Below are 12,522 nucleotides of genomic sequence, written 5' to 3' on the forward strand. Positions count from 1 at the left end.
CCATGAAAGTTTTGATAATCGGTGGCGGTGGCCGCGAACATGCCTTGGCATGGAAAGCGGCACAATCTACCCGGGTTGAGCATGTATTTGTGGCACCGGGAAATGCAGGAACAGCTTTAGAGCCAATGGTAACCAATGTCGCCATTGCTGCTGAAGATATTGATGCCCTGCTAGCCTTTGCACAAAAAGAAAAAATCGATCTTACGATTGTTGGCCCAGAAGCGCCGTTGGTAAAAGGTGTGGTGAATCTTTTCCAAGCTCACGGGCTAGCTATTTTCGGCCCAACCAAAGGGGCTGCTCAACTCGAAGGTTCGAAAGCATTTTGCAAAGATTTCCTAGCGCGGCACAATATTCCTACCGCCGCCTATGAAAACTTTACCGATATCGAGCCTGCTAAAGCCTATGTGCGCGCCCACGAGCTGCCTATCGTTATCAAAGCCGATGGTTTAGCCGCAGGCAAAGGCGTAATTATTGCCGAAAGCCTCGAACAAGCCGATGCCGCTATTGATGATATGCTCGCTGGCAATAAGTTCGGTGATGCCGGCAGCCGCGTGGTTATTGAAGAGTTCTTAATTGGTGAAGAAGCTAGCTTCATTGCCATGGTAGATGGCGATACTATTTTGCCATTTGCCTCAAGCCAAGATCACAAAGCACGCGATAACGGCGATAAAGGCCCGAACACAGGCGGCATGGGTGCATATTCACCAGCCCCAGTAGTAACCCCAGAAGTAGATGAGTGGGTTATGGAACACGTAATGAAGCCCACGGTTGAAGGTATGCGAGCAGAAGGGAACACATATGTTGGCTTTTTATATGCTGGCTTAATGATCGCGCCCGATGGCACCGCTAAAGTGCTTGAATATAACTGCCGCTTTGGCGACCCGGAAACCCAGCCAATTATGTTGCGGCTGCAATCTGATTTGGTAGAGCTGTGCTTAGATGCTCTTGCTGGCCGCTTAGGCGATACTCCAATTGAGTTCGACCCGAGAGCTGCAGTAGGTGTTGTTATGGCTGCTGGAGGCTATCCAGAGAGCTATAACAAGGGAGATGTCATTCAAGGTATCCCAAAAGAAACCGAAAACAGCAAAACCTTCCATGCGGGTACGCAAACTCACAATGATGCGGTAGTTACGGCCGGTGGCCGAGTGCTGTGTTGCACCGCCTTAGGCCCTTCAGTAACCACAGCGCAAGAACAAGCTTATGAACTGGTAAAAGCTATTTCTTGGCAAGATGCATACTTTCGAACCGATATTGGCCATCGCGCCATTCAGCGCGAGCAAAGCTAACCTTTATTCGCAGCGATAAAGTAATTAAGTAAAAAGCAAAATGGCTCCTTAGGGAGCCATTTTTAATTAATCTTCAACAACCAAATCATCTTCGGTAGAGCTTGCACTATCGTAATCTGCATCGTCTTCCACAACTTTCGAGCGGCCATACATGCTGCCTACCTTCGGACGATTAATTCGCGCCATATATTTAACCCAAGCTTTCTCTACTTGAGTTTCTGCTTCTTTCTTACCAAGCGCTACAGCCAACAATGATTTATCTTCGTCGGTTTGGGCTTTGAACTCGCCGTCCATCATTGCCGAAATTAAGCAGCCATAATGCAAGAGCGCATCGCTTTCTCGAATCGAAAAATCACCAGAGCGGGCGAATCCATAAGGATAATTACGGAAGTCGTTAAAAGGCTTCCGAAGCAGGGTATCACGGGTTTGAATCGCCATATCATTTCCACCATTCAGACAACTTTCTTAAAAAGGCAGCGTACTGCCGTGTTCAACAGACGATATAGAGGCGAATAATTATTTTGTCAATCTTTTTTGAACAAAACAGGCAAATTACTAACGATTTAGGCTAAATCACGGAGATGTTCGCAAAAAATAGCGAAATTAAAACTTGGGAGGCGGAAAAGCAAAAGGCAGCCCTCAGGCTGCCTTTCTATATTTGGAGCGGGAAACGAGATTCGAACTCGCGACCCCAACCTTGGCAAGGTTGTGCTCTACCACTGAGCTATTCCCGCTTTTTAGCTGTCTCTCGACTGCGAGCGCATTTTACTGAATTCAGGGGGCAATGCAACCCCCTTTATTCAAGATTTTGTCTGTTCGGTGAAAAAATGTTCGCGATAATAACGAAGCTCTTCAATTGATTCGATAATATCCGCTAATGCTTCGTGCTTATTGTGCTTGTTAAACCCCGGTAAAATTTCTGGTTTCCAACGCTTGGCTAACTCTTTTACCGTGCTCACATCTAAATTACGGTAATGGAAAAAGGCTTCCAAGGTTGGCATATAGCGTGCCAAGAAACGCCGATCTTGGCCAATGCTATTACCACACATAGGCGAAACACCCGCAGCTACGTGTTGTTGCAAAAATTCAATTGTAGCCGCTTCAGCGTCGGCTTCACGATAAGCGCTTTCTTTCACGCGCTTAACCAAACCTGATTCGCCGTGAGTACGAGTGTTCCATTCATCCATTGAGCTCATCCGCTCATCACTCTGATGCACAGCAAACACTGGTCCTTCGGCAATAACATTCAATTCATCATCGGTAACTATGGTGGCGATTTCAATAATCACGTCGTTTTCTGGGCTAAGGCCTGTCATTTCTAAATCGATCCAGATTAAACGTCCGGCGTTATCACTCATCTTTACTCTCCTCAAATATTCTTGCTCAATGCTACCACGGAGCCCACCACAATGGTTAACTTCCAGTAACTCTCAGCGCTAGTATTTGCTATCATGCACCGCACACACATTACGGTAACTCAGGAAGAAATTTGGCTAAGCGTACAAAACTAACCAAAGGGCAAATGCGGCGCGTTCGTTCGAACCGCGATGAGCGGCTGGCAAAGCGGCAACTCGAGCAAGATGCTGATTGGCAAGACGACCAACTAGGGCGCTTAGAAAGTGGCCGTGTAGTGAGCCGTTTTGGTCAACACGCCGATATTCTTACCGCCGAAGGCGAAATTTTGCGCTGCAACATTCGCCGTAATGTAAATTCATTAGTAACCGGCGATAGGGTAGCCTGGCGCCGTGCTGCTGCCACCGAACAAGGCTTGCAAGGTGTTGTGGAAGCCTCTGAAGATCGGGAAACGGTATTATGCCGCCCCGATCAATACGATGGCATTAAACCCATAGCTGCAAATGTTGAACGAATATTTATTGTATCTAGCCCACAACCTGCGTTTTCCGATCAAATTATTGATCGCTATTTAGTAGCTTGTGAAGATGCCGGCATTGAACCCATCATCGTAATGAACAAAACCGATTTAATCGCTGAGCATGAAGCCGAACACATCGCACAGCGTTTATCAGTTTATGAATGCATGGGTTATCAAGTATTTCATGCTAGCGCTACAACAGAAGAGGGCATTGCCGAACTTCGCGCTGCATTTCAAAATAAAATTTCAGTATTAGTTGGGCAATCAGGTGTTGGTAAATCATCGTTAATTCAGGCTGCCCTACCAGAAGTAAGTTTGGCCATTGGCGCAATTTCCAATAATTCGGGCTTAGGCCAACATACCACCACCGTAGCGCGCTGGTTCCCCCTTGAGAACGGCGGTGCCCTTATCGATTCACCTGGTATTCGAGAATTCGGCCTTTGGCATATCGCCGCCGATCGCGTTACTTATTGTTTCAAAGATTTTCGGCCGTTTTTAGGCGGCTGTAAATTCCGTGATTGTAGCCACACCAATGATCCCGGTTGTGCGCTACAACAGGCGGTAGCAGATGGGGAACTAGACGCTGGCCGTTTAGAGAATTATCATCGTATTATTCAATCGCTCGAGCAGAACTAAGGAATACCCGTGGCTAATTTTGATCGCCTAAAAATCACATTACAGTACATCACCCCTAAGCATTTAATTTCGCGTGCAATGGGCAAATTCGCTGGGGCTGAAGCAGGTTGGTTTACGCGCACGTTTACCCAGTGGTTTATTAATCGCTATAACGTGGATATGAGCGAAGCTGCGGAATCAAATCCGCGTGCATACCGCACTTTTAATCAGTTTTTTACCCGCCCACTGCGCCCAGATGCACGCCCACTTGAGGCTCAAGAAGGGCAACTCGCGCACCCAGTTGATGGTGCTGTAAGCCAGTTAGGGCCCATTCGTGGCGATAGTATTATTCAGGCGAAAAACCACGATTACAGTATGCAAGCGCTGCTTGGCGGCGATGCCGAAATAGCTAAACAGTTTGAAAACGGTTCGTTCGCTACTATTTATCTAGCACCACGTGATTACCACCGCATTCACATGCCATTAAAAGGCACATTGCGGCAAATGGTATATGTGCCTGGCGATTTATTCTCGGTGAACCCGTTAACTGCAGAAAATGTACCCAATTTATTCGCTCGGAATGAACGCGTTGTAGCTGTGTTTGATAGCGAGCATGGCCCGTTTGCCATGGTACTCGTAGGCGCTACTATTGTGGCGAGTATTGAAACGGTATGGGCCGGAACAGTAACACCACCTACTGGGCCACGCGTGCATACGTGGGAGTACCCAGCCGCAGGCCTGAACAGCATTAGCTTAGATATCGGTGAAGAAATGGGCCGTTTTAAACTTGGCTCTACAGTGGTGCTGGTGTTCCCTGAAAACATGGTGGAGTTTGCTGAAGATCTACAAGCACAAAGCGTTACCCGTATGGGCACCGTATTCGGAACACTGAAATAATTTAGCTCAGTAAAAGGACATCGAATGCTCGTTATTGCGCATCGCGGCGCTAGCGCCGAGGCTCCTGAGAACACAGTGGTAGCATTCAAGCGTGCACTCGATACGCACGCTGATGCTATCGAAATTGATATCATGCAGGTTGAAAACGAAATCTACGTTTTCCATGATCGTTACCTGCGCCGGTTGGCAGCACAGCCCGGCCGTTTTATTGATTTAAGTAAAGCACAAGTTGCCGCACTGCGAATTTTTAGCCAACACCCCGTGCCCACCTTGGCTGAAACCATTGCCCTTATTCGTGGCCGTTGCCTGCTCAATATTGAACTGAAAAGTGAAATCGATATTGATTTGCTGGCGGAACATATTAAAACCGCTAAGCAAGAACACGATTTTTCCGCTGATGCTATTTTAGTATCCTCGTTTAACCATCATTGGCTGCACGCCCTCAAACAATTATTGCCTAACCTACGCATTGGCGCACTTACTGCTGGCTGCCCTATGGGCTTAGCGAGCTTTGCTGAGGAACTACAGGCATGGTCGGTGCACATTGATATTGGTTTCGTGAACCAAGCCTTCGTTAGCGATGCGCACCAACGTGGTTTGAAAGTGTTCGTTTACACCGTTGATGAACCCGAAGATATTCGATTTATGCAAGAAATCGGTGTTGATGGTATTTTTACCAATCATCCACAGCACACCCGCAACGTTATTGCAGGCCACACTACTCGCTCGCCTTACGCAATTTAAGTAATGCTAAGCCTACAATAAAGCTTAATTTTTCCATTAAAAAAGCTGCCGTTCCGATAAAGGAGCGGCAGCTTTTGCTTTACTTCGAAAGCGGCTAAACGTTGTTCGCTTCCGCTAATGCATCTTCTTCAGCACGGCGATCTGGATATTCCGCTTCTAGCGCTTCTAATTGCTTCTCAAGCTGCTTCGGTGAGCCCGTGTTCTTCGCTAAGCCCATGTATAAGGCTGGCACTAGGAATATGGTCATAAAGGCCGAGAATGCCACACCACAGAAGATTACAATACCGATTACCATCCGGCTTTCAGCCCCCGGGCCTACCGCTAGTACAAGTGGCAAGGCACTCATTAAGGTAGTAAACGCAGTCATGATAATTGGCCGTAAGCGCAAACGTGAAGCACGTGCTAGCGCATCTTCAAAGCGCATGCCGGCATCGCGTAATTGGTTGGCAAATTCCACGATTAAAATACCGTTTTTGGCCGCCAAACCTATCAACATAATGATACCAATTTGGCTGTAGATATTTATCGTTTGCCCCGTTACCCATAAGCCGGCCAAGGCCCCGAAAACCGCCAACGGAACCGTAAGTATGATTACAAATGGATGCACAAAGCTTTCAAACTGAGCGGCCAATACTAAGAACGTAATTGCCAACGCCAGCGCAAAAATAAACATAATCGTGCTGCCACCTTCTTGATAAAGCAACGATTGCCCTTTGTAATCAACAACTACATCATCAGGTAAATGCTCAGCTACGATATTTTCTAAGTACGCTAAGGCTTCACCCAATGAATAACCATCTTCAAGGTTACCGGTAATAGTAACCGCTCGCATACGGTTATAACGGTTCAACTGCCGAGCTGTTGCACCTTCAGTTACCGTAATTAGGTTCGACATCGGCACCAATTCACCGGTGCGTTGGGAACGAACGTAAATGTTATCGATATCTTGCGGTGAACGATAATCTTCGCGCTCACCTTCTAACAGAACATTGTATTCTTCACCACGGTCTTGATAACGAGTAACTTGGCGTTGGCCCAGCATACTTTCCAGTGTGCGGCCGATATCGCCTACCGATACACCTAAATCTGCCGCGCGCTCTTGATCGATTTGAATCAGTAACTGCGGAACCGTTTCATCGTAATCACTATCGAGCGAGAGTAGGCCCGGATTATCAGCCGCTTTTTCCAATACGATATCGCGGTATCGGGCAAGATCTTCATAAGTGTTGCCCTGTAGCACGAACTCTATCGGCCGCGAGCCACCGCCACCACGAATACCGCTGCGCATATTGGCAAATGCCACTACATCAGGAATTTCATCAAGCTTAACGCGAATTTCATTCATTAAATCAAATGAACTCCAATCACGTTCGTTAAATGGCACTGTACCCACAATCGCGATACCAGCGCTATTACCCCAACCTGGGGTACGCACAATAAGGCGATCTACTTTGCCTTCATCAATGTATGGCAACAATACGCTTTCTACTAGCTGCATATTGCGCGAGTTAGATTCGATACTCGCGCCTTCCGCGGCTCGCACCATTACGAAGAAATTCCCGCGATCTTCTGGCGGCACAAACTCTTGGCCAATTCTATCCAGCAACAAATAGGCACCCGCACCGGAAAGAATAACCAACGCAAAGGCCATTGCAGGGAAACTAATAACTTTCTTTACTGCACCCTCGTAGCGCTCTTCCACCTTTTTGAAATTGCGGTCTATAAAGCTGCTAAAGCCTGAACTCTTCTCTTTTTTCTTCAATATCTTCGAGCACAACATCGGCGATAACGTTAATGCAGTAATACTTGAGAACGCCACCGCAGCGGCGAGCGCTATCGCAAATTCGGTAAACAGTAGCCCTATGTTACCCTCAAGGAAAATCAACGGTACAAACACCGAGATAAGCACCATGGTAGTGGCCACAACCGCGAAACCTACCTCGCGGGCACCTCGATAAGCAGCAAGTAATGGCGGATCGCCCGCCTCTACTCGCCGATAAATATTCTCTAAAACTACAATAGAATCATCTACCACTAGCCCGATAGCTAGCACCAACGCCAGGAGCGTAAGCAAGTTAATCGAGAAGCCCATGGCATAGAGCACAATATAAGAGGATAACAGCGCTACAGGCACGGTAATCGCTGGAATCAACGTTACTCGTATGTTTCCAAGGAATAGGAAAATAACAATAACAACCATGGCCATAGCAATGAATAGCGTGTTGTAAACTTCTTGAATAGAATCACGAATAAATATTGAAGAATCGTAACTCGGCACTAAAATCATACTCGCTGGCAACGTTTGCCGTAAGCGCTCTACTTCGCGATTTACTTTATCCACTACATCGAGGGTATTAGCATCCGATTGCCGGATAATGCCGATACCCACCATGTTGATACCGTTGCCTCGGAACTCAGAACGGTCATCTTCAGCTTCTAACGATACTCGGGCAACTTCACCCAAACGCACCAAATAACCATCAGACCCAGAAATTATACTCAAATTGGCAAAATCTTGCGGTGATAGATAGCTTCGCGCCACCCGAACCGAAAACTCGCGATCTCGCGATTCAATCGTACCGGCCGGTAACTCCACGTTTTCGGCCCGCAAACGGCTTTCAATATCGGTAACAGTAATGCCTCGAGCTGCCATAGCATTGCGGTCAAGCCAAAGCTTCATCGCGTAGCGGCGCTCACCACCTATATTAACTCGCGCTACTCCATCAACAACGGCCAGCCGGTCTACAATGTAACGGCTGGCAAAATCAGTTAGCTCAAGGGTTGTCATGTTTTCGCTGCGCAGATTATACCAAACCACGGTATCTTCATCGGCGTTCGCTTTGGTAACTTCAGGTGGCTGTACTTGCTCAGGTAAGCTTCGTATTACGCGCTGAACTCGCTCTCTAACATCGTTAGCAGCCGAATCTATATCGCGGTTACCTTCAAATTCAATGGTTATTGAAGAACGGCCATCGCGGCTTCGCGAGTTAATCGATTTTATGCCCTCAATACCGCTGATGCGTTCTTCAATTACTTGGGTAATTTGCGATTCGATAATTTCCGCATTAGCACCAGGGTAGCGGGTATCTACAGAAACTACTGGCGGTTCAATGTTTGGATATTCACGCAGTGGTAATGAAGTAAAGGCCACTACACCAAAAATAATTAACAGTACGTTAATAACGGTGGCGAAAACTGGCCGTTTTACTGAGGCATCTGATAAAAACATGAATTACTGCTCCGTTAAATCAACCGTTATTGTTGAGTAAGCGATACGGGTAGGCCATCGCGAACACGAATCGTACCTTCAACGATAATCATATCGCCCTCAGCAATCCCACTGGTGATTTCAACCCAGCCTGGTAGGCGGCGGCCTACAGTGATAGTGGTGCGAATCGCTCGATCTTCTTCAACTTTATAGACAAAGTGTTCATTACGAATTGGAATAACCGCAGTTTCCGGAACCATTAGGGTGTGATCTACGCGGCGTTCTAATTCAATGCGTAACAACATACCAGGGCGTAATTCACGGCTCTCATTTTTAACCGCAGCGCGAACCATAATGGAACGAGTTACAGGGTCTACCCGCGAAGCTACGCTCTCAATTTGGCCCGCAAATTCACGGCCCGGATAAGCAGCTGAAATTGCTGCCACGTTTTGGCCTGCCGCTAAGCTTGGTAAGTAAAGTTCAGGTACTGCAAAATCAACATAGATAGGGGAGATATCATCAAGCGTGGTAATTACATCACCAGGGCGAACAAGTTGCCCGGGGCTTACTCTTCGGGTACCAAGGCGGCCTGCAAATGGGGCACTAATAGTTAATTCAGCTAAACGGCTACGCGCAACCTCAAGCTCGGCTTCAGTTTGTTGTACACGAACTTCTTGCTCTTCAATCATACTCCGCGAAGCGGCATTTTCTTGCGCTAGTTCACGCAAGCGTTGAAGCTGACGGCGGCCGTCGGCCAACCGAAATTCTAATTCTTGTACTCGGGCTTGTTCTTCGCGATCTTGTAAGGTTACTAGCAACTGCCCTTCTGCTACATCTTCACCATCGCTGAAATAGATTTGTTTTACACTCTGGCTTACGCGAGCCATTACATCTACCGATTCACGCGCCTGAGCAGTACCCAAACCTTCGATAACATCACGAAATTCCATGATCCGCGCTTGCGTGCCCACTACATTGGCTGCCGATGATTGACGATCAGCAACAACGGCGTCGTCGTCAAAGAAAAAGAGGTAGCCCACAACGGCTGCTACAATAACCACAACTGCGGAAAGAGGGGTGAAATAAGATCGCTTAGACATAGTGCTCCCGGCATTTCTTTAATAATGCAAATACAACGTATGAGTATTGTATAGCAAAGATGCCCGAAAACCGGACATCTTCAACGCTTATATATCGAAACTGGTCGCAAAAACGATCACTTGTGGAAGCTTGGGCTGAATTCGTGAACCGCGTTAATGAACGCGCCGGCATGTTCTGGGTCTACTTCAGGGTGAATTCCGTGGCCTAAATTAAACACATGCCCGGGCCCTTTGCCGTAGCTGTTTAAAATAATCTTCACTTCTTCACGAATACGTTCAGGGCTTGCATACAACACGCTTGGGTCCATATTGCCTTGTAACGCAACCGTATCACCCACTTTTGCACGCGCAGTGGCTAAATCCGTGGTCCAATCCACGCCTAACGCATCACAACCAGTAGCCGCCATAATATCGAGCCACTGCCCACCATTTTTCGTGAACAATGTTACTGGTACTTTCCGGCCATCAGCTTCGCGGGTTAAACCATCCACAATTTGCGCCATGTAGCGTAGTGAAAATTCTTGATAATCACGCGGTGATAACACCCCACCCCAAGTATCAAAAATCATTACCGATTGCGCACCGTTGGCAATTTGCGCATTCAAATAAGAAGTAACCGATTGCGCTAGTTTATCAAGCAATTGGTGCATCACTTTCGGTTCGCGATACATCATCGCTTTCACAATTGAAAAATTCTTCGTGCTACCGCCTTCTACCATGTAGGTAGCAAGTGTCCACGGGCTACCCGAGAACCCAATCAACGGAACATCACCATTCAAAGCTTTGCGAATAGTGCTCACAGCCTTCATCACATAACCTAAATCATCTTCCGGATCTGGAATCGGCAGCTTTTCCACAGCACGAGCATCGCGAATTGGGTCTTTAAAACGAGGGCCTTCACCCTGTTCAAAATAAAGCCCGAGGCCCATGGCGTCGGGAATCGTAAGAATATCAGAAAACAAGATCGCAGCATCGAGCGGGAAACGGCGTAACGGCTGCAATGTTACTTCACAGGCTAATTCGGCATTTCGGCACAGGCTCATAAAATCGCCTGCTTGCCCGCGCACTTGGCGATACTCAGGCAAATAACGGCCTGCTTGGCGCATCATCCAAATGGGTGTGCGGTCTACCGGTTGGCGCATCAGCGCACGTAAATAACGATCGTTTTTCAGCTCTTGCGTCATGTTCACTTATTCCTTGAATTTCAATCCGGCAATTCTATCAGGAGCGCGCCTTAACTTCAGCTATTACCGTTGCAATCAGTTTGCCTGCTATGGTTCCCGGCGGCGGTATTTTCGGTAAATCATCAATTTTAAACCAATCCCCCGCTAGCAACTCTGTGGGCTCCAACGTTAATTCGCCACTGGCGTAACGCGCAATGAACCCAGCCATTAATGAATGCGGAAACGGCCATGTTTGGCTGCCGATGTAGCGTAAATCGGTTACTTCAATACCCGCCTCTTCTTTTACTTCCCGGTGCAAGCACTGCTCTAGCGATTCACCACTTTCCACAAAACCTGCCAGCACCGAATATAAACCTTCGGGGTGGCGTACTCCGCGGGCCAGGAGTATTTCATCATCACGATAAATGGCCACGATAATGCAAGGAGAAATACGGGGGTAGCATTGGAATTCACATTCAGGGCAAATAACCGCAAGCTCATCGCGATCTTGCACCGTTAAACTACCGCAACGCCCACAATATTGGTGTGTTGTAAGGAAGTGCTGAATCTGGCAAGCGCGTCCGCCTAAGGCAAACAGTTCAGCATCAGAGCGCGCTAATGTGTTGCGCAGGGGTTGCCAATGAAAACCTGGCAACTTTAATTCAGGATGTTTCTGCATCAGCATAAACGCCGGTTCACCGCGGTAATCACCAATTTTTGCTGTGTATTCAACCTCAGAGCCGGGAACTTCATGGCTAGGTAAAAATGGAATTGCCTCGGCTTCACTATTTTCAGCCACTAGAATTTGATTGCCAGAAACAATAAACCACCAAACATATTCATTTGGTGCAGGTACAATATCAGGCTGAATCATGGCATATCCTCTATTTTTCAACTCACTTCACGAATAAAATAAACCAGCATTTTCGCAAATATGCCGCCGATATTACCCAAGTTTGTATAGAAGCCCAATGGTGAGCTTGTAAAGTTTCATGAATAAATTTGATTTTCATTAAATTCTCGCAGTAAAGTGTAGCTTCGTGCAGTGGCCGCTGTGCGCATTTAAGGAGTTACCATGTTAAGCCGAAATGAAGCAGCAAAAGAACAATGGGCAGGGTTACACAAGGCATTAGATCGCTGGTTAGATGAACGCCAAGATTTATTAGTTCGTTATTGCAAACTAGCAGGCCTTCCTCCTTACACCGGCAAAAACGAGCAATTACCTGCGGCAATCGATATTCGCGAATTCTGTGAAATCCTAGTGGATTATGTATCAGCTGGGCATTTCGAGCTCTATGATCATATTCTTGATGAAGCAAGCGCCCACAATCAATCTACTCTGGCCTTCGGTAAAAAGATTTTCCCAATGATCAGTGATACCACCGAAGTAGCCCTGCGTTTTCACGATACCTATGCCGAAGCTATCGATACCGATGCGCTACCGAATTTCACCAACGATATTTCTGAACTCGGTGAAGCACTACAAAATCGTTTAGATCTCGAAGATAAACTTATTGCGCTGTTAGAAGAACACGAAGTAATTGGTGCTAACGAATAAGTTTATATTCCAAGTAGTTTTACCCATAAAAAAACGGCTTCCAATTGGAAGCCGTTTGCGTTTCTGCGTTTAAGTATA

Annotated in this window: 11 protein-coding genes and 1 tRNA gene; 5 read left to right on the forward strand and 7 right to left on the reverse strand. The window is 47.0% G+C overall.

What is annotated here, in order from left to right:
* Window positions 1-2: 2 nt before the first annotated feature.
* Window positions 3-1,286 (forward strand): phosphoribosylamine--glycine ligase, encoded by a 1,284-nt coding sequence (purD, locus tag A28LD_RS04715; protein WP_007419922.1) that lies wholly within the window; start codon window positions 3-5, stop codon window positions 1,284-1,286.
* Window positions 1,287-1,352: 66 nt separating this feature from the next.
* On the opposite strand, the gene maoP is transcribed toward purD, so the two are convergent.
* From maoP to orn, 3 genes are all read right to left on the reverse strand, one after another.
* The gene (gene maoP / locus A28LD_RS04720) at window positions 1,353-1,724 is read right to left on the reverse strand and encodes a DUF413 domain-containing protein (RefSeq protein ID WP_007419923.1); all 372 of its coding nucleotides are present in this window, start codon (window positions 1,722-1,724) and stop codon (window positions 1,353-1,355) included.
* A gap of 221 nt (window positions 1,725-1,945) precedes the next feature.
* A tRNA-Gly gene (locus A28LD_RS04725) sits at window positions 1,946-2,020 on the reverse strand.
* A gap of 66 nt (window positions 2,021-2,086) precedes the next feature.
* Complete coding sequence (orn, locus tag A28LD_RS04730; RefSeq protein ID WP_007419924.1) at window positions 2,087-2,644, reverse strand: oligoribonuclease; 558 nt, start codon at window positions 2,642-2,644, stop codon at window positions 2,087-2,089.
* Between the two features lie 131 nt (window positions 2,645-2,775).
* Here orn and rsgA point away from each other — a divergent pair, with 131 nt between their 5' ends.
* From rsgA to A28LD_RS04745, 3 genes are read left to right on the forward strand one after another with little or no spacing between them, the layout of a single operon-like run.
* Window positions 2,776-3,795 (forward strand): small ribosomal subunit biogenesis GTPase RsgA, encoded by a 1,020-nt coding sequence (rsgA, locus tag A28LD_RS04735; protein ID WP_007419925.1) that lies wholly within the window; start codon window positions 2,776-2,778, stop codon window positions 3,793-3,795.
* Window positions 3,796-3,804: 9 nt separating this feature from the next.
* The gene (asd, locus tag A28LD_RS04740; protein ID WP_007419926.1) at window positions 3,805-4,671 is read left to right on the forward strand and encodes an archaetidylserine decarboxylase; all 867 of its coding nucleotides are present in this window, start codon (window positions 3,805-3,807) and stop codon (window positions 4,669-4,671) included.
* Between the two features lie 24 nt (window positions 4,672-4,695).
* Window positions 4,696-5,415 carry a glycerophosphodiester phosphodiesterase gene (locus A28LD_RS04745; protein ID WP_007419927.1) on the forward strand — a complete coding sequence of 240 codons (720 nt, stop codon included), beginning with the start codon at window positions 4,696-4,698 and terminating at the stop codon, window positions 5,413-5,415.
* 94 nt (window positions 5,416-5,509) lie between these two features.
* On the opposite strand, the gene A28LD_RS04750 is transcribed toward A28LD_RS04745, so the two are convergent.
* From A28LD_RS04750 to nudC, 4 genes are all read right to left on the reverse strand, one after another.
* Complete coding sequence (locus A28LD_RS04750; RefSeq protein WP_007419928.1) at window positions 5,510-8,644, reverse strand: efflux RND transporter permease subunit; 3,135 nt, start codon at window positions 8,642-8,644, stop codon at window positions 5,510-5,512.
* 26 nt (window positions 8,645-8,670) lie between these two features.
* Window positions 8,671-9,723: an efflux RND transporter periplasmic adaptor subunit gene (locus A28LD_RS04755; protein ID WP_007419929.1), complete on the reverse strand. Its 1,053-nt coding sequence runs from the start codon at window positions 9,721-9,723 to the stop codon at window positions 8,671-8,673.
* A gap of 116 nt (window positions 9,724-9,839) precedes the next feature.
* A complete protein-coding gene (hemE, locus tag A28LD_RS04760; protein ID WP_007419930.1) occupies window positions 9,840-10,907 on the reverse strand; it encodes a uroporphyrinogen decarboxylase in 1,068 nt (355 codons plus the stop codon).
* A gap of 37 nt (window positions 10,908-10,944) precedes the next feature.
* Entirely contained in the window at window positions 10,945-11,760 is an 816-nt protein-coding gene (nudC, locus tag A28LD_RS04765; RefSeq protein WP_007419931.1) for an NAD(+) diphosphatase, read from the reverse strand.
* Between the two features lie 201 nt (window positions 11,761-11,961).
* On the opposite strand from nudC, the gene A28LD_RS04770 reads away from it, so the two are divergent.
* Window positions 11,962-12,444, forward strand: a complete 483-nt coding sequence (locus A28LD_RS04770) for an Rsd/AlgQ family anti-sigma factor (RefSeq protein ID WP_007419932.1) — start codon at window positions 11,962-11,964, stop codon at window positions 12,442-12,444.
* Window positions 12,445-12,522: the final 78 nt, after the last annotated feature.

This window comes from Idiomarina sp. A28L (genome assembly GCF_000218785.1).
In the GTDB taxonomy this organism is placed as follows: Bacteria; Pseudomonadota; Gammaproteobacteria; order Enterobacterales; family Alteromonadaceae; genus Aliidiomarina.

Excerpts from the sequence above, each read along its gene's own strand:
- hemE (WP_007419930.1), bottom strand. The coding sequence starts at position 10,907 with ATGACGCAAGAGCTGAAAAACGATCGTTATTTACGTGCGCTGATGCGC.
- A28LD_RS04770 (WP_007419932.1), top strand. The coding sequence starts at position 11,962 with ATGTTAAGCCGAAATGAAGCAGCAAAAGAACAATGGGCAGGGTTACAC.
- nudC (WP_007419931.1), bottom strand. The coding sequence starts at position 11,760 with ATGATTCAGCCTGATATTGTACCTGCACCAAATGAATATGTTTGGTGG.
- A28LD_RS04750 (WP_007419928.1), bottom strand. The coding sequence starts at position 8,644 with ATGTTTTTATCAGATGCCTCAGTAAAACGGCCAGTTTTCGCCACCGTT.
- orn (WP_007419924.1), bottom strand. The coding sequence starts at position 2,644 with ATGAGTGATAACGCCGGACGTTTAATCTGGATCGATTTAGAAATGACA.
- A28LD_RS04755 (WP_007419929.1), bottom strand. The coding sequence starts at position 9,723 with ATGTCTAAGCGATCTTATTTCACCCCTCTTTCCGCAGTTGTGGTTATT.
- purD (WP_007419922.1), top strand. The coding sequence starts at position 3 with ATGAAAGTTTTGATAATCGGTGGCGGTGGCCGCGAACATGCCTTGGCA.
- A28LD_RS04745 (WP_007419927.1), top strand. The coding sequence starts at position 4,696 with ATGCTCGTTATTGCGCATCGCGGCGCTAGCGCCGAGGCTCCTGAGAAC.
- maoP (WP_007419923.1), bottom strand. The coding sequence starts at position 1,724 with ATGGCGATTCAAACCCGTGATACCCTGCTTCGGAAGCCTTTTAACGAC.